This window comes from Cytobacillus oceanisediminis (assembly GCF_007830235.1).
Taxonomy (GTDB): Bacteria; Bacillota; Bacilli; order Bacillales; family Cytobacillaceae; genus Cytobacillus; species Cytobacillus oceanisediminis.
The window spans coordinates 127,279-149,529 of record NZ_VLKI01000003.1 but is presented as its reverse complement, the minus strand read 5'-3'; the positions used below and the strand labels follow the sequence as shown (position 1 = coordinate 149,529).

Sequence of the window (22,251 nt, the reverse complement as noted above, 5' to 3'; positions counted from 1 at the left end):
AAAGCTGCCTGGGACCAGGCAGCTTAATTTTTTATTTTTTCATTGATCGGCAAATCCAATCGCAATATGTCCTCGTAAGTTTCCCTTTTGACAACCAGCTTCGCTTCGCCATTTTCGACAAATACTACTGGCGGCCTTGGAATACGGTTGTAATTGTTGGCCATGGAATAGCCATAAGCTCCGGTACAAAATACAGCCAAAATATCTTTATCCTCTGCCTTCGGAAGCGGCAAATCCCAAATAAGCATATCGCCCGATTCACAGCATTTGCCTGCGATCGAAACAGTCTCTTCCGGCTTCTCATTTACTCTGTTTGCTAAAACAGCTTCATACTTCGCCTGATAAAGAGCCGGTCTGATATTGTCACTCATACCGCCGTCCACAGCGAGATAGTTCCTAACATTTGGAACCTCTTTGCGGGAACCTGTCTGGTATAATGTAGTCCCTGCATCCCCAACCAGGGAACGGCCCGGTTCGATCCAAACCTCAGGCATCTTCATTGAATAATGCTCAGCCTGATTTTTAACTTCCCCAATAATCTCTTCAACATATTTAGATGCAGGAATCGGATCATCATCCCCTGTGTAGCGGATGCCGAAGCCTCCACCCAAATTAAGCACTTGGGGTTCATAAGAATATGCTTCTTTCCATTCGTTCATCTTTTCAAAAATTTTCTTGGCCGCCAAAATAAATCCTGTTGTATCAAAGATCTGGGAGCCAATATGGCAATGCAGCCCAAGCGTTTCAATCCATTCTGAATCCAAAGCCTTTTTTAAAGCCTCTTCAGCCTGGCCATTTTGAAGATCAAATCCAAATTTTGAATCCTCTTGCCCTGTTAAAATATAGTCATGGGTATGGGCTTCAATTCCGGGTGTCACCCTTAAAAGGATTTTTGTTTTTATGCCAAGGGATTCACAGATTTCCTGGAGAAGGTCCAGTTCATAGAAGTTATCGACTACAATGCAGCCCACATTATATTTAAGAGCCATTTCCAGTTCTTCTTTGCTCTTATTGTTGCCGTGGAAATGGATTCTTTCAGGTGGAAAATCTGCAGCAAGAGCAGTGTATAATTCCCCGCCTGAAACTACATCAAGGGATAGGCCTTCCTCATCAACCAACTGTACCATGGCTACAGTTGAAAAAGCTTTGCTCGCATATGCTACTTGAGCAGTAATTCCCAGTTTCTCAAAAGTCTGCTTAAATCCTCTTGCTCTATCCCTTATTAAAGCTACATCATATACATATAATGGCGTTCCAAATTGGCCGGCGAGTTCAACAGTGTCCATACCGCCTATTTCCAGGTGCCCTTTATTATTAACTTTCATGGTGCCGTGAAAAAACATGTTTCCCCCTCTTCCCTTTTAGCAAAGCACAGGACTCTTTATATCCGACAAGATCTTAAAAAGAAGCAACCCTCCCTTTTAAGAATCAAGCAAATATTGCCCCTGCTAGACATCGATTAAAATTTATTAAAGAAATAGACAGTTTCTGCAAGAGACTGTCTATTCTGTGTCCTTTAACCCTTTATTCAATTAAAAACACTTTACCATATTTCGTGTATTTGCGCAATCGGCATTCCGTGTATTTCTTGCTTCATGGCTGCTTATAACGATTCTTTGTCTGAACGATGCTTGGCCGGATTTTTGAACCAGGCATTGACCGGCGAATCAATATTTGAGTTAAAGCTACTGGACTGAACGGAATAAAGGGCCATAAATATGGAGTATTCAAAGACTTAATGCTCGCCAGCAACAAGATGACCAGGGTCAGCCCCACTACTAGACCCGGTGTATGGAAAAGGGCTACTGACACCAAAAGTCCCAGCCTTACTATTTTATTAGCGATACTCAACTCATAGCTTGGTGTCGCAAATGTCCCGATTGCCGCCAAAGCAACATACAAAATAACTTCCGGTACAAACAAACCGACATCTATGGCAATTTGCCCTATGAGTACGGCTGCAATTAAGCCCATTGCTGTTGAAAGCGGCGTCGGCGTATGAATGGCTGCAATCCTGAGAAACTCAATCCCGACATCAGCAAGGAATAACTGGACAATGACAGGTACATTTGTTTCTTCATTCGGGCCAACAAAAGCAATTCTTTCTGGCAAAAGCGAAGGCTCCAAAACAAATAAAAACCATAAAGGCAAAAGTACGATCGATGCCAGTAATCCCAGAAAGCGAATCCAGCGTACAAATGTACCAACTGCTGGCGATTGCCTGTACTCCTCAGCATGCTGTAAATGATGAAAATAAGTAGTAGGTGTAATGATTACGCTTGGTGATGTATCAACAAAGATAATGACATGCCCTTCAAGTAAATGGGCTGCGGCTACGTCGGCCCTTTCGGTGTAGCGAACGAGCGGGAATGGATTATAGCCTTGTTTTAATAAAAACTCTTCAACTGTTTTATCGGCCATTGTGATTCCATCTATTTTGATCTCTTTAATTTCTTTTCTGATTAAATCGATTAAATCCTTATTGGCAACATCTTTGATATATCCAATGGCAACATCCGTTTTGGAACGTTCGCCTACCCGCATAATTTCAAAACGGAGTCTTTCATCCCTTATTCTTCTTCTTGTCAAAGCTGTATTCACAATAATATTTTCAACGTACCCATCGCGTGAACCGCGGACGACTTTCTCGGTATCCGGTTCCTGCGGTGTCCTTCCTGGGTAGCTGCGGACATCGATAACAAGGCCTACTCCTTCTCCCTCTACAACCACTACGATAAGCCCTGACAGTACCTGATCAACCAGCTCATCCATTGTTTTTATATGTTCAACGGATTGGTGCATGATTCTGTTTTCAACTATCTCAAACAGTTTGGTTGAAAGTTTTTCATTATCGTTAATTTCAACAAGCCCCTCAACGATTTCAATGATAAACTGGGTATCGGTTAAGCCATTAATATAATAGAAATGAACATCTTTCCTTAGTACTTTTAACTTGCGGACTCCTAAGTCAAAGCTGTCTCCCAGCCCAACCCTGTCCTTCATATACTTTTCAATTTCTTGGACAGATTTAGGAATGGGCATTTTATTGTTTTTCTTGCTGTCTGACATCATAACCGCTCCTTTCCAAAACAAGTTCTACTGCCTTCCTGGTAATTGGTGAACCTTTATCGTAATGATCTTTTTTCGACATTTTTCCAATATCGCCAATCCCCACAATAATAGGGACATCTAATTGATCAAGACAATATACGGTATCCCCATTAATGCGCCCGATTTCCATCTCAGGTACGCCAAATTTATCTACCCCATAGGGAGTGAGCTCCCCATTGCTATCAATGCAAACATCTACCTTCGTCCATTCAGCCTGCCTCGTTTTCGAGGCGACCGCTATGATTCCCAAAACATGGATATCTTTATGGCACGCCACATATTTCAGTGCATTCTCACCAGCACCCTCCCCAATAAATCCGCTGTCATCAAACATGACAAGGACAGGGTCATGGGAGACTTTTTTAATAAGCTTAACGATTTGCTGGCCGGTTAAAACGGAAGGGTTTCCATGTGACAAGGACAAGCATCTGCACCCAATTTCCTTTGCAACAAGCTCAACAGTTTTCCTTGCATAGTCGTCTCCATCTGTTATAAGAATGACGTGCCTCCGATCATCCATAATAATTATTCCTTTCCGAATGCTATTGTTTGAACAAAAATTCTGCAGCCACCCTTGTATGTTATCTTATCTGTTGGCTCTGTTAACCTTGCCTGTTGATTTACGCTCCAGTCACTCAGCTAACGCGGGCGGTCAGGGAGCCTCCTCGGCGTGAACGCATGCGGGGTCTCCCTTTGACTCGCGTTTCCCGCAGGACATTGAACCAGCTTCCTTGAAAATACACCGCACAAAGGAAATGCGAATGCATTTTCGAGAATCTAGTGCCTTCCGGTCCAATCAACAGGTAGCGAAAATCTGCAATGAGCTTTAACATAGCCTATCTGTTAACAAAGTAAATCCATTGAAATAAAGAGCCGATTACTTTTCCAAATACAAATGCCATAAGCAATATGGCAATTTTCCCATCAACACCAATTCTTTTAGCCAGGATTGGAAAAACGTTCAACACTTCAGTTAAAGCGGCTGCAAGCATTCCTACAAATACACCAGCTGCCAAACCAAGCGGGATTAAAATATATGGAGTAAAAAACAAAACTGGATTCCAGAGTGAAGCTAATCCCCCTGCCAATGCTCCAAAAACGACTGCAGCCTCATAATGATGAATCATTTTCATCGTTTTGGTCAGCTGGGTGAGTCTCGGTATAATCCCCAATACTGCCAGAAATGCAACGAAACCTGAGCCGACCGCCAATCCTCCCGCAAATCCAATTATCATTACCAAAACAACATTAATTGTCATCAATGCGCTTCATACTCTCCTTGTTCTCATGCAAAGCAACATAATTATCAAGATCAAGCTGATAATTGAACATTTCTACTTCTAATGGGCTGGGCTCCTCATTAAGCCGTTTTTTAAAGACATGGTTAAAAAAGATGATCATCCCAAGACCAAGTCCTATTGAATATGGGATTTGAAATATGAGCGGCTTGCTATCTACTTCTCCTGTAATAATGGTGTAAATTCTCAGCTGAACAGCCTGCATGCTGACGTCTTCATGAAAATTCATAATGGCCAATGCAGCCCCAATAAATAGCAGAAACCAAACCAATAGGAAAAGAGGCAGAGAAACTTTTCGCTTTTTTGTGACAACCTCGACAATTGCCTGAGCTGGCCCTATTGACTGAACTTCCAATTTCGGAAATGTTTTGGTTATTGCACGGATCACTTTCATAACATCAATAACGACTATGTTCCGGTCATTGTCGGTTACCCGATACAAAGCAAGTTTGCATAGCGGTTCATAAATATCCTCATCCGCAATGACTTGAGCGATATCCTTGAGAAGTATAATCCCGTCCGGCCGAACCTGCAGACGATGCCGCAAGCGAATATAAACCGTTTTTTCCATTGCGCTCACTTCCCACACAGTGATTTCCTCGTATATTTAGTATGAGTTACAGATATTTGCTTCATGAAGACCAATAATTGGCTGTTTAAAAAGGGATTGGATATTTTGCTATGATGAAAGGTGCAAAGGCCATTATGCGTGGAAATTATTGCTTCACAGCTATTTCTTAAAAAATAGGCTCATTTAACCTTGGCTGTAGATTTCCGCTTCAGCCAACAGGGTGCCAATATCAACACAGAGTTTTAACAGAGCCAAAAATAAAAGACCGGATGGATTTTACAAATCCATCCGGTCTTTCATTTGCTGCAATATCTTTTTTTCGAGCCGTGAAACTTGGACTTGGGAAATGCCAAGCCTGGCTGCTACTTCTGATTGTGTCTGGTCTTTATAATAGCGCAAAAAGACAATCAATCTTTCCCTCTCGTCCAATTCACGAATCGCTTCCTTCAGAGCAATCTTATCAAACCATTTGCCTTCATTGCCATCATCAATTTGGTCCAGGAGAGTGATCGGGTCTCCGTCATTTTCATACACCGTTTCGTGAATGGATGAAGGAATCCGGCTTGCTTCCTGTGCCAGGATGATATCTTCAGGGGAAATCTCAAGATGCTCGGAAAGCTCTGTCACAGTTGGGACGCGGCCAAGTGTTTTTGAAAGTTCGTCCTTAGCCTTCCTGATTTTGTTGCTCATTTCCTTTAAAGAACGGCTCACCTTTACGGTTCCATCATCACGGATAAATCTTTGGATTTCTCCGATGATCATAGGGACTGCATAAGTTGAAAACTTTACATCATAACTGAGATCAAATTTATCAACCGATTTTAATAAGCCAATACAGCCGATTTGGAAGAGATCGTCCGGTTCATAGCCTCTGTTTAAGAATCGCTGGACAACTGACCAGACAAGGCGCATATTTTTCTGGACAATCCGATCCCTTGCACCCTGATCTCCGCTTTGGCTTTGCTTTATAAGCTCCTTGACTTCATGGTCCTTTAAATACGTTTGGCCCTTATCTGTTTTAACCTCCACATCCATAGCAAGACTCCCTTAATTGCATAGCATTTTACTATTTGATAAATGCTTCCTTAATCGGATTTCTGTGCCTATTCCCGGTTGCGATTTGATTTCAATTTCATCCATGAAATTTTCCATAATTGTAAAGCCCATACCTGATCTTTCTAATTCAGGCTTTGTCGTAAACAGCGGCTGGCGGGCTTCCTCCACATCCATAATCCCAAGGCCTTTATCCTTGATAGTCATATCAATGAATCCATCTTCAATTACAACAGAAATATTAACAACTCCATTAGGATCATTTTCATAACCGTGGATAATAGAGTTTGTCACAGCTTCAGAAACGACTGTTTTGATTTCTGTTAATTCATCCATTGTTGGATCCAGCTGGGCAATAAAAGCAGCAACTGTCACACGGGCAAAGGATTCATTTTGGCTTAATGCGCTGAATTCCAAGTTCATTACGTTTTTCATAGGTCAGGCAACCCCCAATCTTTGCAAAGCATTTTCCTCTGTCAGCTCTAAACGGATAATCTTAAATAAGCCTGACATATCAAATAGCCTTTGCACTGCCGGGGATATCGCACAAACAACCATTTCGCCATGTTTTTGTTTGACTTGCTTATACCTGCCCAAAATAACGCCCAATCCCGAACTATCCATAAAAGAGAGATGTTCAAGATTTAAAATAATATGATGGATATCATGATCTTCAATTGCTCTTGTCGCCTGTTCCCGCAGTTCATCTGCCGAATGATGGTCCAATTCTCCGCTTAGACGAATACACAAAACATCATGCTTTACTTCCAAATTAATGTTAAGACTCACTACTATAGCCTCCTTATCTGGTATCCTGCATCGAAAAAGCAAATATTCCTTTTCTTTTTCGCTTTTTCCTGCCGGATAGACTGAACCGGGAATCGGAAAAAATTCCGGGATCCGCCCTTATAGTGAGTCAATTTCGATGCCCAATGTTTTATTTCCTTCCTGAAGACAAAACTAGTGTATATTCGCTAAAAATAGTTGTCATATTGTATCTTTTCGACAAGTCTTCAAAGAGGAACCTGGCCTTTGCTATTCAGATTTTGTTAACATGCCCATCGATCGTTTGAATAATGTCCACCAGCCAGCTTCCTTGTTGTCTTCCTTTGCAACAAGTGGGCTTTCCACCAACGTCTTGCCATTCTTTGTCAATGTTAAAGTGCCTATCTTATCGCCCTTTTGAATAGGCGCTTTAATATTTTTATCCAAGGTCACTTTTTGCTCGATATCTTCTATGCCTTCGCCTTTTTTCGTTAAAAGGGAAATCGGCTCGCTAGTCAGTGCTTCAATCTTTTTCTTTTCACCTTTGCTTACAGATACCTTTCCAAGGGCGTGATTTCTTTCGTACATTGGATGTGTCTTATATTGGCTGAAAGCAAAGTCCAGCATCTTTGTAACTTGAGCATTGCGCTCCTTTGAGGTTGGCGCACCGAATACCACCGTAATGACCCGCATTCCTTCTTTCTGGGCGGTCGCTGTAAGGCAGTATTTTGCCTCCGAGGTAAAACCTGTTTTCAGCCCGTCTACCCCCGGATAAAAGCGGACAAGCCTATTTGTATTAACAAGCCAAAACTTATTATCTGTATCCTCGCGCAGATAAGCTTCATATGTGCCTGTGAACTTTGTAATATCTTCATATTTAAGAAGTTCTTTAGCCATCATGGCCATATCATAGGCTGTACTGTAATGATCTTCTGCAGGAAGGCCTGTCGGATTTTGAAACTTCGTATTCTTAAGCCCCAATTCCTTCGCTTTCTTATTCATCATTTCCACGAAAGCTTCTTCTGAGCCAGCAATTCTCTCAGCCATTGCCACTGATGCATCATTGCCTGAACCAATTGCAATACCCTGCAGCATTTGCTTTGTGGTCATTTCTTCACCAGGTTCCAAAAATATTTGCGAACCGCCCATCGACGCAGCATACTCGCTTGTTCGGATCTTCTCATCCCATGATAGTTTTCCTTCATCTATGGCTTCCATAATCAACAGCATTGTCATCACTTTTGTCATGCTGGCAGGAGGCAGCTCTTCCCCGCTGTTTTTTTCATATAAAACCGATCCGGTATCGCGTTCGATTAGTATTGCAGATTTCACATTATCCGCCAAATCTGCACCACTTTCCCTTGCAAATCCTGAAGGAACAAAGATTGTTGCCAATAAAAATGTTATTAACATTAATGAGACGATTCGTTTCATCACATAAAACCTCCATTCTTTATAGCCTCCATTTTTTCCAGTTAAAGAAAATTTATACAGAGCAAGAAGACTAAAAAGAAAATAAAGGAAAAATCATTCGCAGATTATTTTTTGTAGAGGAACTGTAAAATAGGCGGGATTTTAGGTTGTTTTCGGAGTTAATGCTTAATTTCTGCCATATGGTTAAATTCTTCAATATTCAGGGCTGAAAGCTTTTTCAATATGCTTTTGGATTTTTGCTTCATTCCGCGGTACCATGCAGTTTTTCCAAATCAAAACAGAATCTTAAAAACGGCAAAAAACCGCCAGACACATAGTCTTGGCGGCTTTTGCTCTTTCGATATTATTCAGTTATTTCTTCATGAATCAGTACAGGAACCGGTACTTTTTCGTTTGAGATTGCAATATTTTCATATAGCATATTTCTTACTTCGTCTACATTTTCGAAATTGCTGTAGATTGTAACAAGAGATTCACCCTTGTTTACCTTATCGCCGATTTTTTTTCTTAAAACAAGGCCAACAGCAAGATCGATTTCTGACTCTTTTGTAGCTCTTCCTGCTCCTAAAAGCATCGCAGCAGTTCCAATTTCATCCGCTACAATTTCAGACACATAGCCATCTACTTTGGCTTCCAGTTCAAATTTGTATTTTGCCTGGGGTAATCTTTGCGGATCATCTACAACAGATGCATCTCCGCCCTGAGAGCTAAGGAAAACTTTAAAAGTTTCCAAAGCAGATCCATCTTTCATCGCATTTTCAAGCTTTTCACGGGCTTCATTTAGGGAGTCTGCTTTTTTCGCAAGGAAAACCATATGACTGCCTAAGGTAAGGCAAAGCTCTGTCAAATCTGCAGGACCCTCGCCTTTTAGTGTATCAATCGCTTCCTTTACTTCAAGAGCGTTGCCAATCGCAAATCCGAGCGGCTGGGTCATATCAGATATAACTGCCATTGTGTTTCTGCCAACATTGTTTCCGATTCGTACCATTGCTTTTGCCAGTTCTCTGGAATCGTCCAGTGTTTTCATAAATGCGCCTGCGCCTGTTTTAACATCAAGCACAATTGCGTCTGCACCCGCTGCAATTTTTTTGCTCATAATCGAGCTTGCAATTAGAGGAATGCTGTCAACTGTTGCAGTTACATCGCGCAGTGCATAAAGCTTTTTGTCTGCAGGAGTCAAATTGCCGCTCTGTCCGATGACCGCAATCTTATTCTGATTGACAAGCTTAATAAACTCATCATTTTCGATTTCTACATGGAAACCTTCAACAGATTCAAGCTTATCAATTGTTCCGCCTGTATGGCCAAGTCCTCGGCCAGACATTTTCGCAACCGGGACTCCGACTGCGGCAACAAGCGGACCAAGCACCAATGTGGTTGTATCGCCCACACCGCCAGTGGAGTGCTTATCCACTTTAATTCCTTCTATTTTTGATAAATCGATTTGATCACCTGATTTAACCATAGCCATTGTCAAATCGGCTCTTTCATTCTCGGTCATTCCCTGAAAGAATATGGCCATTGTCAAGGCACTTACCTGGTAATCCGGAATTGATTCGTCTGTATATCCTTTAATTACGAATTGAATTTCTTCTGTCGATAATTCGTGTCCGTCCCTTTTCTTTTCAATAAGATCAACCATTCTCATAGCTAAACACCACAGCTTTCATATATTATCTGCTTTTACGCACCAAGTTCTTTTACTATTGCTTTTACATAACGAAGGAAATCTGCTTTGACTTTTTCAGTTGTTTCGATTACTTCTTCATGGTTCAATGGCTGGTCAAGGATTCCTGCCGCCATATTTGAAATACAGGAGATTCCAAGTACTTCCATTTCTGAATGGCGTGCGACAATGACCTCAGGGACAGTTGACATGCCAACCGCATCTCCTCCCATTATTCGAAGCATACGCACTTCTGCAGGAGTTTCATAAGTTGGGCCAGTATTCCCTACATACACACCCTCCTGGATGTTCAAGTTAAGATTATTTGCAATTCCTCTGGCAAGTTTTCTCAGCTCTTTGGAATATGCTGCCGACATATCAGGGAAACGCGGACCCATACGTGAATCGTTAGGCCCGATCAGCGGATTGCTGCCCATATTATTGATATGGTCCGAGATCAGCATTAAATCCCCAGGTGAAAAACTTTCATTCACACCACCCGCTGCGTTAGTTACAATCAGCCTGCCTACGCCCATTTCATGCATAACACGGACAGGGAAGGTAACCTTGTCAAATGTATAGCCCTCATAATAATGGAATCGACCTTGCATGGCTACCACTTCAATTCCATTTAATCGACCGAACACTAGCTGACCTGCATGGCCTTCAACTGTAGATACTGGGAAATCCGGGATTTCGTTATATGGGATTTTAACTGGTTCTTCAATTTCATCTGCAAGTACTCCAAGCCCTGACCCTAAAATAAGTCCAATTCTTGGCTGGCTGGAATATTTGCCTTTTAGAAACTCGGCTGCATTTTGAATTTTACTATAATCCATCATCAATTCTCCTTGTCTGCTTTTTTTATGTTGATTTCCGCTCAAGAAGCTCAGCGAACCACGGGCGGTCCGACGCTCCACGGCGCATGGCGCGCATGCAGGGTCTCCCTTTGACACGTTTTTCACGCAGGACATTGAACCAGCATCCTCGGATAAGCACCGCACGAAGGAAAGGCGAATGTATTTTCAAAGGTCTCGCGCCTTCAGCTCCAATCAACTAGTTCCAAAACAATAATGAGCTTTAAAATTGCCTTTACATTACTTCAATTGATTCAAAAAGCTTTTGCCGTATGCTGGCATTTTCACATTAAAGTTATCGGCGATCGTTGCCCCTATATCGGCAAATGTTTCGCTTATTGGAAGCTCTTTGCCTTCTTCCATGTCTTTTGCATATACAAGCAGCGGTACATACTCCCTTGTATGGTCTGTTCCGTGGTGGACCGGATCATTTCCATGGTCTGCTGTAATCATCAATAAATCTCCTTCCTGCATTTTTCCAAATACTTCAGGAAGACGGGCATCAAACTCTTCCAGCGCTTTTCCGTAGCCCTCCGGATTGCGTCTATGTCCGAATAAAGCATCAAAATCAACCAGATTTAAAAAGCTCAGGCCGGTAAATTCCTTATTAAACGTTTGGATTATCTTATCCATGCCATCCATATTTGAAGTCGTGCGGATTGCCTCGGTTACACCTTCACCATCATAAATATCTGAGATCTTGCCAATTGCTACTACATCCAATCCTCCATCAGCCATTTCATTCATAACTGTACGATCAAACGGCTTTAACGCGTAATCATGGCGATTGGAGGTTCTTTGGAAATTGCCTGGCTCTCCAACGAAAGGCCTTGCAATGACGCGGCCTACCATATATTTTTCATCCAATGTCAGTTCACGGGCGATTTTGCAGATCTTATACTGCTCTTCGATTGGAATGATATCTTCATGTGCAGCAATTTGCAGTACTGAATCTGCAGACGTATACACAATCAAAGCCCCTGTTTTCATGTGCTCTTCTCCAAGCTCAACCAGAATTTCTGTTCCGCTTGCAGGTTTATTGCCAATTATCTTTCTGCCTGTACGGGATTCGAGCTCGGAAATCAGTTCTGGAGGGAACCCGTCTGGAAACACTCTGAATGGAGTCTGGATATTCAAGCCCATGATCTCCCAGTGTCCAGTCATTGTGTCTTTTCCATTGGAAGCTTCCTGCATTTTCGTATAAAAAGCCATTGGCTTATCTGCTTTTTTGATTCCCTTGATTTCCCGGATATTGCTTAAGCCGAGCTTGCCTATGTTTGGCATATTTAAGCCATTCATTCTTTCTGCAATATGGCCAAGTGTATCTGCGCCTTTATCGCCGAATTTCTCGGCATCAGGCGCTTCCCCGATTCCAACTGAATCCATAACAATTAAAAATACGCGCTTATATGTATATGCGGACATCTAAAAACCTCCTATTTATTTGAATACGGTTACAAAAAATCATATTCGTATAGTACCCTTTTCAGGTGCATTTAACTCAGATTCCCTTATTGTAAAAAGGGTATTCTGCCAGTTTATTTACAGAAGAGAATCCAGATTAGCCTTTGTATTCGTCAGAAGTCTGACATCTACATTTTACATAATAAACAGGTAAAAAAACAAGAAAAAGCTGCCCGATTTCGTGGCAGCTTTATGACATTTTATTTTTAGGTGGTTATTCCTGTTCAAACCACCACTTTAAGCTCGTGGATGAAACTGGCTGTAAACATCCTTAAGCCGTGTTTTCGTTACGTGTGTATAAATTTGAGTGGTAGAAATATCAGCATGTCCAAGCATCTCCTGGACTGCACGCAAATCGGCACCGTTTTCAAGCAGATGTGTTGCAAACGAATGCCGCAATGTATGTGGAGTCAAGTCCTTCTCAATGCCCGCCTCCTGGGCAAGCCGTTTTAATATTTTCCAAAAACCCTGCCGTGAAAGCCGTTTTCCATGATGATTCAAAAATAACGCTTCGTCTTTATGCTTTTTGGAAACAAATTTTCCTCTTCCCTCATTTAAATACCTTTCAAGGGCTTCAGTTGCTGTTTTGCCGATCGGCACAATCCGCTCCTTGTTGCCTTTGCCGATACATCTTACAAACCCCATTGTTAAATGGACATCTCCTCTATCCAGGCCGGTCAGCTCGCTTACACGAATCCCGGTGGCATATAGCAGTTCAAGCATGGCTTTATCACGCAAGCCAAAATGGTCCTTTATCTCAGGAAAATCCAATAAGGTTTCAACCTCTTCCATATTTAGCACTTTTGGAAGCGTTCGTTCCATTTGCGGCGATTCTATATGTACGGAAGGATCATGGCCAACTGCTTTTTCGCGCAGAAGGAATTGATGGAAGGCTCTTACTGAGGCGATGTGCCGTGCCAATGTTTTCGAAGATTTCCCCTGTTTTTTTAAAAAACCGAGGAAATGGACAATCTGCACACGCTGTACATTCTCAAGGCTAGATATGTTTTCTTCAGCCTTTAGGTATTTCAAATAACTTTTTAAATCTCTCTCATAAGAAACAATCGTGTTATTCGCAAGTCCTTTTTCTACAATTAAATAATGAATAAAATCTTTTAACTGGTCCTCCATATGATTGCATTACTCCCCATTTAAGTAGAAAAGAATTAACCGGTCCAGCCAGCTTGCATCTTGGTCCGTTCCGCTGGCAGAAACTTTAACAGCCGCTCCCTTTGGTTCGTCATAGCGGTGATAATCCTGGTATTCTTCATTTAACCACATAATACCATAATAAAAAAGGATTGTGCATCCGGTAAAAAGGACAAACACTTTTATTGTTTGAAAAGCCATACTCAACCAGGATTTCATTCTTTTATCCCCCAAAACACATGATTATAAGAAAAGCTAAAACTACAGCTTTCTTATCTTTTAATAAAGGGTATGCCATTTTGGACAAGAATTATACCTGTTTCTGAATAATTGCCCTTCACGCTGGGCATACTCCCTCCACGCTGCTGCATGAGGAAATAAAGATACAATAAAAAAACCTTCTCTTATATTAAAGAAAAGGTTTTGTTAACAAGGTTTAGTTTGCATCTGTCTCGTTATCTGTTTTTTTATCCTGGCAGCGGTAGCAGATGCCATGAAAAGTAAGGCGGTGGTCCTTTATTTTAAAGTTCCAGCGGCGCTCAACCACTTCCTCTACATCCTCCAGCAAGTCTTCCTGAATTTCATCAACAGCTCCGCATTCAATACATACTAAGTGATGATGGAAATGGGCTGCCCCTTCCTGACGAAGGTCATAGCGGGAAACTCCATCACCAAAATTAATTTTATCAACAATTTTTAATTCAGTCAGCAATTCAAGTGTTCTATATACAGTTGCCAAGCCTATCTCAGGCGATTTCTCTTTAACAAGGAGGTAGACATCTTCCGCACTTAAATGATCCTCTTCGTGTTCTAACAAGACGCGAACCGTTGCCTCTCGCTGTGGTGTTAGTTTATAGCTGGATGAATGCAACTGTTTTTTTATTCTTTCAATTCTGCTTTCCATACCGAAAGTCCCTCCCTCGCCACTAACATTCTCATTATAACAGAAATGCTTTCTGATTCAAAATAAAATTATTATAAATAACAAAAAATAGTTAATATCAAATAATAATCATTATAAATATTTTAGTTGCGATTTTAAAACCTTTTTATCTATACCCTAACTTGTATCTAATTATCCTTGTTTATACACAAAGCAAAAAAGGCAGGATACATCGTCCCGCCTTTCTTCTATATTTATTATTTAATTCAGGATTGGATGGAGTTTACTACAGACTTCATTAAAACAGGTGATATAAAAGCCTCGACTCCGGCTGCAGCGATAAGAAACAGAATCGCTACAGCAAAGGTAATCATATATCGCCCGAATAGCGGCATGATTGGCTGGCCCGCTTTTTTCATAAATTGTCTGCGAATCATCTTAAGTGAAAATGAAACAGCGAGAGTCGCTGCCAGAATAAAAATCGGGATAATGATCAGATTTTGCGGGAGGACCGATACAAATGAAAGCAAAAATCCTTCCCATCCCATTTGGTTAACCAAAAAACCAACTGTAAATCCTACCACCATACCTTTCATAAATAAAAGAATCAGAATGACAGGAAGTCCAATAATGGAGATTCCCAAAATCCACATCAAACCAATAAATTTCGTATTATGGAAAAAACTCTGTTTGAATAAATCATTTGCTGATGCCACTTGCCCATCAGATACTTGGCCAAAAAACTGAGACAGATAATAAAATAAATCCTCTTTTTGCGTGAAGCTTAAACTATTAACAACTATTGCCCCAAAAATCACACCCATCAGGAATAAAACAATGACAAACAAGTAAATTGAGGAATGTTCGCGAAAGTGGGCTGCGGCGACGTTCTGGTACATTTTTTTCTTCATTGCTCTTCCTCCTAAGACAAAACAAATTGATTATTAAATTGTATGCTTGTCCCTGGTTTGTATGACAGAAGAAGTATATAAGAAAGTAAAATCTTGAACATTCCATTAATTTCCGTTATAATTTCCGAAATTATTTAACTTTATGGGAGCTGATCGAGTGAAGGCCATTTTAACCGAATTTCCAGAGAGAATTGAAACTGCAAGGCTTTATCTGCGGCCGGCCATGCCGGGAGATGGGAAAGTAGTACATGATGCCATAATGGCATCTATTAAGGAGCTGAAGCAATGGCTTCCTTTTGCCCAGAACGAACAATCAGAGGAGGATGTAGAGGCTGGGATTCGAAGGTCTTACGCCCAGTTTATTTCAAGGGAAGATTTCCGAATTCATATTTATAAGAAGGAGGACAACACTTTTGTCGGCTCTACCGGCCTGCATCGAATTGATTGGGATGTCCGCAAATTTGAAATAGGATATTGGGGTGATTCGAGATATCAGAAAAACGGCTATATAACAGAAGCAGCTGAGAGTTTAACGAAGTTTGCCTTTGAGCATTTTCAGGCCAACAGAGTAGAAATCAGATGCGATCTCAGGAATATTAACAGCAGCAAGATTCCCGAAAGGCTCGGATACAAACTGGAAGGAATATTGGCTAATGACAGTTTAAGTGCTGATGGCAAAGAGCTTCGGGATACATGTGTTTATGCCAAAGTAAGCAAGGCAGCCAGCACCTAATATAAAGCCTCTGTTAAACTTGCCTGTTGATTTCCGCTCCAATCAACGGAGTGCCAAAATCAAAAAGCCTGCTCATATCGAACAGGCTTTTTAGCTATCTGCTATTTTCCCGTACTTTCCTCCGCCCCCTGCTTTAAGGTTTAACTTCCCTTCACGTGCTTTGCCAATAAGGCCGGCGGTTTTGGAAGGGATTACGCGGCTTAATTCGGATAACGGAACATTATGGAGGATTGCCATTTCTGTCCCAAAATGGTTTAACAGCTTCTCCAGCATTTTCGGGCCCAAACCAGGAATAAATTCGAGTGGCACCTGATGAATATAGGGAGGCCGATCTATTGAAGCCTCTCCGGCAGTTTTTAATTCTGAAATTCGGTCTGCTACCCCTTTGATAAACTTGGGATGATTGCATTGCTTGCAAACACCTTTGTCCGCTTCAAAAGGGCTAAAGCACTCTGAACAAACAGTTTGATGATATTTTCCAAGCAAGGGATCAAGGCCATAATTGGCTTTTACTTTGCGGTTGTTTATTCCTGCCAAAGCCTTTCTAAGCTCTCCAAAAGTCGGTTCCTTTATTTCGAGGATTTGATATTCTCTTGCAATTTTTTTTAATGAATGGGCATCTGAATTGGTGAGGAATGTATACCTGTGCAGCTCGCCGATTTGATCAGCCATTGCTGTATCAGCACTCAATCCCAGCTCTACAGCATCAATAAGGTCAGGATCAAAAACCTCACTCAGGGACCGCTGTACACCTTTTCCAAATAAGCTTTTAAAGGGAGTAAAAACATGGGCAGGAATAAATAGCCCATTCAGCTCCTTTACCTTTTTCTGCAGCACTTGTCCGGAAGCATATATCCGCTGTGAGCTTAACGTAATATTTTTCAAGTAGTCAGACAGCCAGCTTGAGAATTCCTTCATAATCGAAATGGAAGGAAAAAAGCAAAGTACATGAATAGGGCCCTTGCACTTTTCATCATAAATCTCCAGCTCAGACCCTGGTATAATGGTTAAATCCCCATATTGCAGCCCGCCATCCCTATGTTCCGATAAAGACCCTTCCTCTATCAGCCCTTCCATTTCAAGAATGACTTCAGGAGAGTGGCAATCTATAATACCGATTATATCCAGCCCTTTTTCATTTCGGGCATGCTTGATAATACTTGTAAAAGTAAGAGACTTTGCACCTGTTATTTTAACCGGCTTCCCTGTAAAAGTGCGTCCTATGTGGATATGAAAATCCGCAAAATACTGATTCATATTATTTCTTCAGCGCCTCTTGCAGCTGTAAATATTGAACAGCATAAGCCGTTTTCGCATCGTGGATTTTCTGCCCCTCCAGTAATGCCAATGCTTCATCCAGGGTTACCTCCATGAGATTCACAAATTCATCTTCATCAGGGGATGCGGCATCTTCTTTTTTCTCCAGTCCCTTTGCTATGTATAAATGGACAAGTTCATCCGCAAAGCCCGGAGAAGTATAGAATGAGATCAGCCAATCCATTTCCTTGCAGCCGTAACCCGTTTCTTCTTCAAGCTCCCTTTCTGCACAAACCTCCGGATCTTCCCCTGGTTCGAGCTTTCCAGCAGGTATTTCCGCAATTACTTTATCCAATGCTTTTCTATACTGTTCGACCATAACAATTTTATTATCATCCGTTACTGCCAAAACGGCTACCGCCCCAGGATGCTTGATAATTTCCCGCTTGGATGTTTTACCATTTGGAAGTTCAACATCCTCTACCTGCAGGCTAATCACTTTTCCAGAGAATATTTTTTCGGTTTTAATTGTTTTTTCTTCTAGGCGACTCATTGTTTTACAGTCACTCCTGTTCTATTCCGATAATGTTTGCTCATACATTTTATCATACTTTAATAGGGGGAGTATGGCATGAAGGTGTATGTCCACAGCAAGGGAATCGTATTGGCCGGAAAAGCCTGGGAAGTCCGAGAAAAACTGAAGCAATACAGCAAAAAGTATGTTCTTGTGAAAGACTGGGTTGAGTCGCAAAAGCTAACGAAGTGATGTTGTGAGTAAAAACTTGCTAAGGCTAAGCCTCTAATTTGAGTATGCCTCATTTCTTTCTGTACAATAATAGAAAACAATTGAAATGAGGTGGGCCCTTGAAAAAGAGGCGGATAGGAAGCTCTGATTTATATGTCAGCGAGCTTGGGCTTGGATGTATGTCCATTGGAACGAACCCTTCAAATGCGCAGGAGATTATTGAAGCTGCCCTTGAAGAAGGCATTAATTACTTTGATACCGCCGATTTATATGATTTTGGCGAAAACGAAAAACTCGTCGGGCAATTCTTAAAGAATGTCCGCGAACAAGTCGTCATTGCTACAAAGGCAGGAAACCGCTGGAATGAGCAAAAAGACAGCTGGAGCTGGGATCCTTCCAAAAAACATATTAAAGAAGCAGTTAAAGATAGTCTGAATAGGCTTGCTACTGATTATATCGATTTATACCAGCTCCATGGGGGCACCATAGACGATCCGATTGACGAAACCATTGAAGCATTCGAGGAACTGAAGGAAGAAGGCTTGATCCGCCATTACGGGATTTCCTCCATCCGGCCGAATGTCATCCGTGAGTATGCAGCAAGATCCTCCATTGTTTCTGTTATGATGCAATACAGCATTCTGGATCGGCGGCCAGAAGAAGAAGCACTTCCCCTCCTTGATAAAAATGGCATCAGCGCTGTAACACGGGGACCGCTGGCTAAGGGACTGCTAAGCAATAAAATGCTGGACAAAGCTTCTCAGTCTGTCGAAGAAAAAGGCTACTTAGATTACAGCTATTCTGAACTGGCAGAAACGATTCAAAGTATTAGAGAAAAGCTTTCCGGCGATCGATCCATGACAGAGATAGCCTTTCAGTATAACTTGACAAATCCGGCTGTTTCTTCTATAGTGGCTGGCGCCAGCCGGGTTGAACAAGTAAGGGAAAATGCAAAAGCAGCCAGGGCTAACAGGCTGACTGAAGAGGAATTGGCTGTTATAAAAGCTCTCGCAAAACAAAACACATATGAGCAGCATAGGTAAGAAACTCGTTACTTAGTTGAAACCTGCTAAATCGCCAAAAAAAGGCTGACGAAAAGTCAGCCCTTTAAATACTCATTAAAATAATCGTATATCCAACCACACCAGCAATAAAGGCTCCAAAGTTGCTTTCCCTGTCCTCAGGGAGCTCTTCCTTCAGTACATTTAAGATCACTCCGCCAGCCAAAGTGGCAAATAAAAAGGCGATCACCATTTCACTGACTTTTGTTAAGACCCCTATAGCCCATCCTATTAAAATGGAAAGAGTCAAAACCCAGCGGCCATATCGGTCGTATATTTTTTCATGCGACTGCCGCAGACCATGATCATTAGAAATAAAATGGACAGATAGTGCAAAGAAATAAATCAGCCATTCTTTCAGGTTTTCAAATTCACCATGTACAAGCAGATAGCCAATAAGCATATTATAAATAAAAAAGGTGGACATATGGAGCCAAAAAAGTCCGGTGGTACGCTGTTCCTCTTTGCCCTTTCGGGCTTTCTTTTGAGAATGCTTTACTGCTTTTTCTATTCCGTAAAAAGCGCAAAGGCCAAGCATCGCAAAAATATATACATGGCTATCAAGATACCGGAAGATTTCCGTGCTGCCGGTGCCCTCAATACTTTCCTGATGCTCTTTTAACTCAGGAAGGAGATGCACAAATACATAAGCTACGGAAATTCCGCTGGCAACAGATAAAAGCCTACTTCTTGGGATATATGTAAGGAATTTCATATACTTTGAAGAAAAATGAACCATTGAAAAACCGAGAGCGAATATAAAGCTTAATAAAGAATGCATGGAACAACTCCCATCTTTTTTTATTAATCTTTGCCCTCGGTTTTTATGGATGAAACTTGTTTTTTAGGTTGAATTATTTGAACTCTTTCCAATTGAGATGGCTTTCGCCCAGCAATTCTTCGAAGCTTTTATTCTTTTCGCGCAATCTTCTTTCCTCTTTTTTTCTACGCTCTTCCTCTTCCTTCTGTTTATCTTCAGCCTCTTTTAATTCTTGTTTTTTCCCTTTTAATTGCTTCATTAAGTCCTGATTTAACATGTCGCCAAGCGTAATAGGTTTATCATCCTTTTTCGGCTGGGAATGCTGTTTCTTCTTTTTCATAAAATCCCCTCGTCAACTATTTTTGCCATCCATTATAACATATTTTTTTAAACAACCTGCAGAAGTCTGACTGGCCATTGATGTTATGCCAAAAACTCCAGGAACTCAATTCTGTTGCCGAATGGATCATCTGCAAAGAATCGTTTTCTTCCTTCAATCGGGGCTTCTTCCTTTATAGCGATTTTAAGTTTTTGAAGGCTGCTCCTTAATTCTTCAAGGTTTTCCACTACCAAACCAGGGTGAGCTTTTTTGGCGGGCAAAAAGTTTTCCTGCACACCAATATGTATTTCCTGATTTCCGCAGATAAACCAGCAGCCACCGCGCTTTTGAAGGTTTTCAGGTTTAGGGATTTCCTTGAGTCCAAGCATATCTCCATAAAATCTCCGTGCCTGTTCTTCGCAGCCCTTTGGTGCTGCCAGCTGGATATGATCGATTCCTTTGAATGAGAAACTCATATTTTCTCCTCATCTCTTTTTAAATTTGCTCTGTTAAACTTGCCTGTTGAATTCCACTCAAGAAGCTCAGCGAACCGCGGGTGTTCCGACGCTCCTCGGCGCCTGCAGGCCTCCCTTTGACTCGCGTCTTCCGCTGGACATTGAATAAGCATTAATACCGCACGAAGGAAATGCGTATGCATTTTCGAGGAGCTCGCGTCCGCTCCAATCAACAGAGTGCCAAAATCAACAATGATCTTTAACACAGGCTTTAAATAAGGAAAAGCACAGCTTATGCAGCTGTACTTTTCTTAAAGTCATTAATAAGCATCTGTAACAACATTTCCGTCAACTTGCAATTCCGGCTCTGTTGAATTGATAATGTCCTCGACAGTGAAGCCTTTTGCGACTTCAACAAGCTTTAGACCTGAATCGGTTACATCGATGACTGCCCGCTCAGTTATAATGCGGTCAACAACGGCTTTTCCTGTTAAAGGAAGGCTGCACTCTTTGAGTATTTTTGAATCGCCAGTTTTATTTGTGTGATCCATAATGACGATAATTTTATTAGCTCCATGGACAAGATCCATCGCTCCGCCCATTCCCTTGATCATCTTTCCGGGAATCATCCAGTTTGCGAGATCCCCTTTCTCAGAGACTTCCATTCCCCCAAGAATGGCAATATTCACATGGCCTCCTCTAATCATGGCAAACGATTCGGCGCTGTCAAAATAAGCAGCCCCCGGGATTGCAGTAACTGTTTCTTTCCCCGCATTAATTAAATCAGGATCTACTTCCTCTTCCGCAGGGTATGGCCCGATGCCCAGCAATCCATTTTCCGATTGCAGAACCACTTCCTTATTATCTGAAATATAGTTCGCAACCAATGTTGGCATGCCGATTCCCAAATTTACGTAAAAGCCGTTCTCTATTTCCTTCTCAGCCCGTCTGGCAATTTTCTCGCGGACTGCCGCTTTATCATTACTCATGACATCCTCTCCTTCCGTCACTGCTTTTTTATTTCTTTACTGTCAATCTCTCAATACGTTTTTCCTGTTTGCTCTCTATAAGAGATTGAACGTATATGCTTGGCGTATGAATGTAATTCGGATTCAGCTCACCGATTTCGCAAAGAGTCTCCACCTCCGCAATGGTCACTTTTCCGGCCGCTGCAATCATCGGGTTAAAGTTCCGGGCTGTTTTGTGATAGACGAGATTTCCCATCTTATCGCCCTTCCATGCTCTAACCAGGCTGAAGTCTGCCTTAAGTGCTTCCTCAAGAAGATATTCTTTTCCGTCAAATACCTTTGTTTCTTTTCCTTCAGCAATCGGTGTTCCCACTCCTGCTGGCGTATAGAAAGCTGGAATGCCGGCACCGCCTGCACGGATTTTCTCTGCAAGTGTCCCCTGTGGCAGAAGCTCTACTTCGATTTCGCCTGATAGAACCTGTCTTTCAAACTCTTTATTTTCGCCGACATAGGAGCCGACCATTTTCTTAATCTGCTTATTTTTTAAAAGCAATCCAAGTCCCCAATCATCAACCCCGCAGTTATTCGAAATGACTGTAAGGTCTTTTACCCCTTTATCCACTAAAGCCAGAATAAGGTTCTCCGGAATTCCGCATAGGCCGAAACCGCCAACCATAAGGACAGCTCCATCATGAATATCCTGAACCGCTTCTCCGAAGGAAGTACAAATTTTCTTCATTTCAATCGCTCCTTTCACTGAAAAACGTATTTTTTATCCCACTCCATTTATT

26 protein-coding genes are annotated in these 22,251 nt (G+C 41.7%); 3 read left to right on the top strand and 23 right to left on the bottom strand.

Annotation, left to right across the window (positions count from 1 at the left end; genetic code table 11):
• Window positions 1-23: 23 nt before the first annotated feature.
• From lysA to spoIIM, 16 genes are all read right to left on the bottom strand, one after another.
• Entirely contained in the window at window positions 24-1,343 is a 1,320-nt protein-coding gene (lysA, locus tag IQ19_RS07195; RefSeq protein ID WP_144541442.1) for a diaminopimelate decarboxylase, read from the bottom strand.
• 250 nt (window positions 1,344-1,593) lie between these two features.
• A complete protein-coding gene (locus tag IQ19_RS07190) occupies window positions 1,594-3,069 on the bottom strand; it encodes a spore germination protein (protein ID WP_144541973.1) in 1,476 nt (491 codons plus the stop codon).
• On the bottom strand, window positions 3,044-3,631 hold the full coding sequence (spoVAEA, locus tag IQ19_RS07185) for a stage V sporulation protein SpoVABEA (RefSeq protein WP_144541441.1): 588 nt from the start codon (window positions 3,629-3,631) through the stop codon (window positions 3,044-3,046). Before spoVAEA ends, IQ19_RS07190 begins: the two co-directional genes overlap by 26 nt.
• A gap of 316 nt (window positions 3,632-3,947) precedes the next feature.
• Window positions 3,948-4,370 (bottom strand): stage V sporulation protein AB, encoded by a 423-nt coding sequence (locus tag IQ19_RS07180; RefSeq protein ID WP_144541971.1) that lies wholly within the window; start codon window positions 4,368-4,370, stop codon window positions 3,948-3,950.
• Window positions 4,360-4,980, bottom strand: coding sequence for a stage V sporulation protein AA (locus IQ19_RS07175; RefSeq protein WP_144541439.1), 621 nt, complete (start codon window positions 4,978-4,980; stop codon window positions 4,360-4,362). Before IQ19_RS07175 ends, IQ19_RS07180 begins: the two co-directional genes overlap by 11 nt.
• A gap of 276 nt (window positions 4,981-5,256) precedes the next feature.
• Window positions 5,257-6,015 (bottom strand): RNA polymerase sporulation sigma factor SigF, encoded by a 759-nt coding sequence (sigF, locus tag IQ19_RS07170; protein WP_144541437.1) that lies wholly within the window; start codon window positions 6,013-6,015, stop codon window positions 5,257-5,259.
• A gap of 12 nt (window positions 6,016-6,027) precedes the next feature.
• Window positions 6,028-6,468: an anti-sigma F factor gene (spoIIAB, locus tag IQ19_RS07165; protein ID WP_110064297.1), complete on the bottom strand. Its 441-nt coding sequence runs from the start codon at window positions 6,466-6,468 to the stop codon at window positions 6,028-6,030.
• Between the two features lie 3 nt (window positions 6,469-6,471).
• Window positions 6,472-6,822: an anti-sigma F factor antagonist gene (gene spoIIAA, locus IQ19_RS07160; protein WP_144541435.1), complete on the bottom strand. Its 351-nt coding sequence runs from the start codon at window positions 6,820-6,822 to the stop codon at window positions 6,472-6,474.
• A 246-nt stretch (window positions 6,823-7,068) separates the two neighbouring features.
• A complete protein-coding gene (locus IQ19_RS07155) occupies window positions 7,069-8,232 on the bottom strand; it encodes a D-alanyl-D-alanine carboxypeptidase family protein (protein WP_144541433.1) in 1,164 nt (387 codons plus the stop codon).
• A gap of 343 nt (window positions 8,233-8,575) precedes the next feature.
• On the bottom strand, window positions 8,576-9,880 hold the full coding sequence (locus IQ19_RS07150) for a pyrimidine-nucleoside phosphorylase (protein WP_144541431.1): 1,305 nt from the start codon (window positions 9,878-9,880) through the stop codon (window positions 8,576-8,578).
• A 35-nt stretch (window positions 9,881-9,915) separates the two neighbouring features.
• The gene (locus IQ19_RS07145) at window positions 9,916-10,737 is read right to left on the bottom strand and encodes a purine-nucleoside phosphorylase (RefSeq protein WP_144541969.1); all 822 of its coding nucleotides are present in this window, start codon (window positions 10,735-10,737) and stop codon (window positions 9,916-9,918) included.
• Window positions 10,738-10,995: 258 nt separating this feature from the next.
• Window positions 10,996-12,180: a phosphopentomutase gene (gene deoB / locus IQ19_RS07140; RefSeq protein WP_144541429.1), complete on the bottom strand. Its 1,185-nt coding sequence runs from the start codon at window positions 12,178-12,180 to the stop codon at window positions 10,996-10,998.
• A 276-nt stretch (window positions 12,181-12,456) separates the two neighbouring features.
• Entirely contained in the window at window positions 12,457-13,350 is an 894-nt protein-coding gene (gene xerD / locus IQ19_RS07135; protein ID WP_144541427.1) for a site-specific tyrosine recombinase XerD, read from the bottom strand.
• Window positions 13,351-13,359: 9 nt separating this feature from the next.
• Window positions 13,360-13,587 (bottom strand): YqzK family protein, encoded by a 228-nt coding sequence (locus tag IQ19_RS07130; protein ID WP_026584686.1) that lies wholly within the window; start codon window positions 13,585-13,587, stop codon window positions 13,360-13,362.
• A gap of 217 nt (window positions 13,588-13,804) precedes the next feature.
• Complete coding sequence (gene fur, locus IQ19_RS07125) at window positions 13,805-14,272, bottom strand: ferric iron uptake transcriptional regulator (protein WP_144541425.1); 468 nt, start codon at window positions 14,270-14,272, stop codon at window positions 13,805-13,807.
• Window positions 14,273-14,517: 245 nt separating this feature from the next.
• Window positions 14,518-15,162, bottom strand: coding sequence for a stage II sporulation protein M (gene spoIIM, locus IQ19_RS07120; protein WP_144541423.1), 645 nt, complete (start codon window positions 15,160-15,162; stop codon window positions 14,518-14,520).
• A gap of 157 nt (window positions 15,163-15,319) precedes the next feature.
• Between spoIIM and IQ19_RS07115 the strand changes: the two genes are divergently transcribed.
• Entirely contained in the window at window positions 15,320-15,895 is a 576-nt protein-coding gene (locus IQ19_RS07115) for a GNAT family N-acetyltransferase (protein WP_144541421.1), read from the top strand.
• 90 nt (window positions 15,896-15,985) lie between these two features.
• On the opposite strand, the gene IQ19_RS07110 is transcribed toward IQ19_RS07115, so the two are convergent.
• Both IQ19_RS07110 and IQ19_RS07105 read right to left on the bottom strand, forming a co-directional pair.
• The gene (locus tag IQ19_RS07110; protein WP_144541419.1) at window positions 15,986-17,152 is read right to left on the bottom strand and encodes an endonuclease Q family protein; all 1,167 of its coding nucleotides are present in this window, start codon (window positions 17,150-17,152) and stop codon (window positions 15,986-15,988) included.
• A gap of 1 nt (window position 17,153) precedes the next feature.
• Window positions 17,154-17,705 (bottom strand): NUDIX hydrolase, encoded by a 552-nt coding sequence (locus IQ19_RS07105; RefSeq protein WP_144541417.1) that lies wholly within the window; start codon window positions 17,703-17,705, stop codon window positions 17,154-17,156.
• A gap of 78 nt (window positions 17,706-17,783) precedes the next feature.
• Between IQ19_RS07105 and mciZ the strand changes: the two genes are divergently transcribed.
• Together mciZ and IQ19_RS07095 are read left to right on the top strand one after the other, a co-directional pair.
• A complete protein-coding gene (mciZ, locus tag IQ19_RS07100) occupies window positions 17,784-17,918 on the top strand; it encodes a Z-ring formation inhibitor MciZ (protein ID WP_144541415.1) in 135 nt (44 codons plus the stop codon).
• Window positions 17,919-18,016: 98 nt separating this feature from the next.
• Window positions 18,017-18,940, top strand: coding sequence for an aldo/keto reductase (locus IQ19_RS07095; RefSeq protein ID WP_144541413.1), 924 nt, complete (start codon window positions 18,017-18,019; stop codon window positions 18,938-18,940).
• A gap of 64 nt (window positions 18,941-19,004) precedes the next feature.
• On the opposite strand, the gene IQ19_RS07090 is transcribed toward IQ19_RS07095, so the two are convergent.
• The 5 genes from IQ19_RS07090 to IQ19_RS07070 all read right to left on the bottom strand — a co-directional run bounded on the left by IQ19_RS07090 (window position 19,005) and on the right by IQ19_RS07070 (window position 22,199).
• On the bottom strand, window positions 19,005-19,739 hold the full coding sequence (locus tag IQ19_RS07090; RefSeq protein WP_144541411.1) for a hypothetical protein: 735 nt from the start codon (window positions 19,737-19,739) through the stop codon (window positions 19,005-19,007).
• A 73-nt stretch (window positions 19,740-19,812) separates the two neighbouring features.
• Window positions 19,813-20,058, bottom strand: a complete 246-nt coding sequence (locus IQ19_RS07085; RefSeq protein WP_144541397.1) for a YqkE family protein — start codon at window positions 20,056-20,058, stop codon at window positions 19,813-19,815.
• Window positions 20,059-20,141: 83 nt separating this feature from the next.
• Entirely contained in the window at window positions 20,142-20,513 is a 372-nt protein-coding gene (locus IQ19_RS07080) for a VOC family protein (RefSeq protein WP_144541395.1), read from the bottom strand.
• Window positions 20,514-20,812: 299 nt separating this feature from the next.
• Window positions 20,813-21,481 (bottom strand): CoA transferase subunit B, encoded by a 669-nt coding sequence (locus tag IQ19_RS07075; RefSeq protein WP_144541393.1) that lies wholly within the window; start codon window positions 21,479-21,481, stop codon window positions 20,813-20,815.
• 28 nt (window positions 21,482-21,509) lie between these two features.
• Window positions 21,510-22,199 (bottom strand): CoA transferase subunit A, encoded by a 690-nt coding sequence (locus IQ19_RS07070; protein WP_144541391.1) that lies wholly within the window; start codon window positions 22,197-22,199, stop codon window positions 21,510-21,512.
• Window positions 22,200-22,251: the final 52 nt, after the last annotated feature.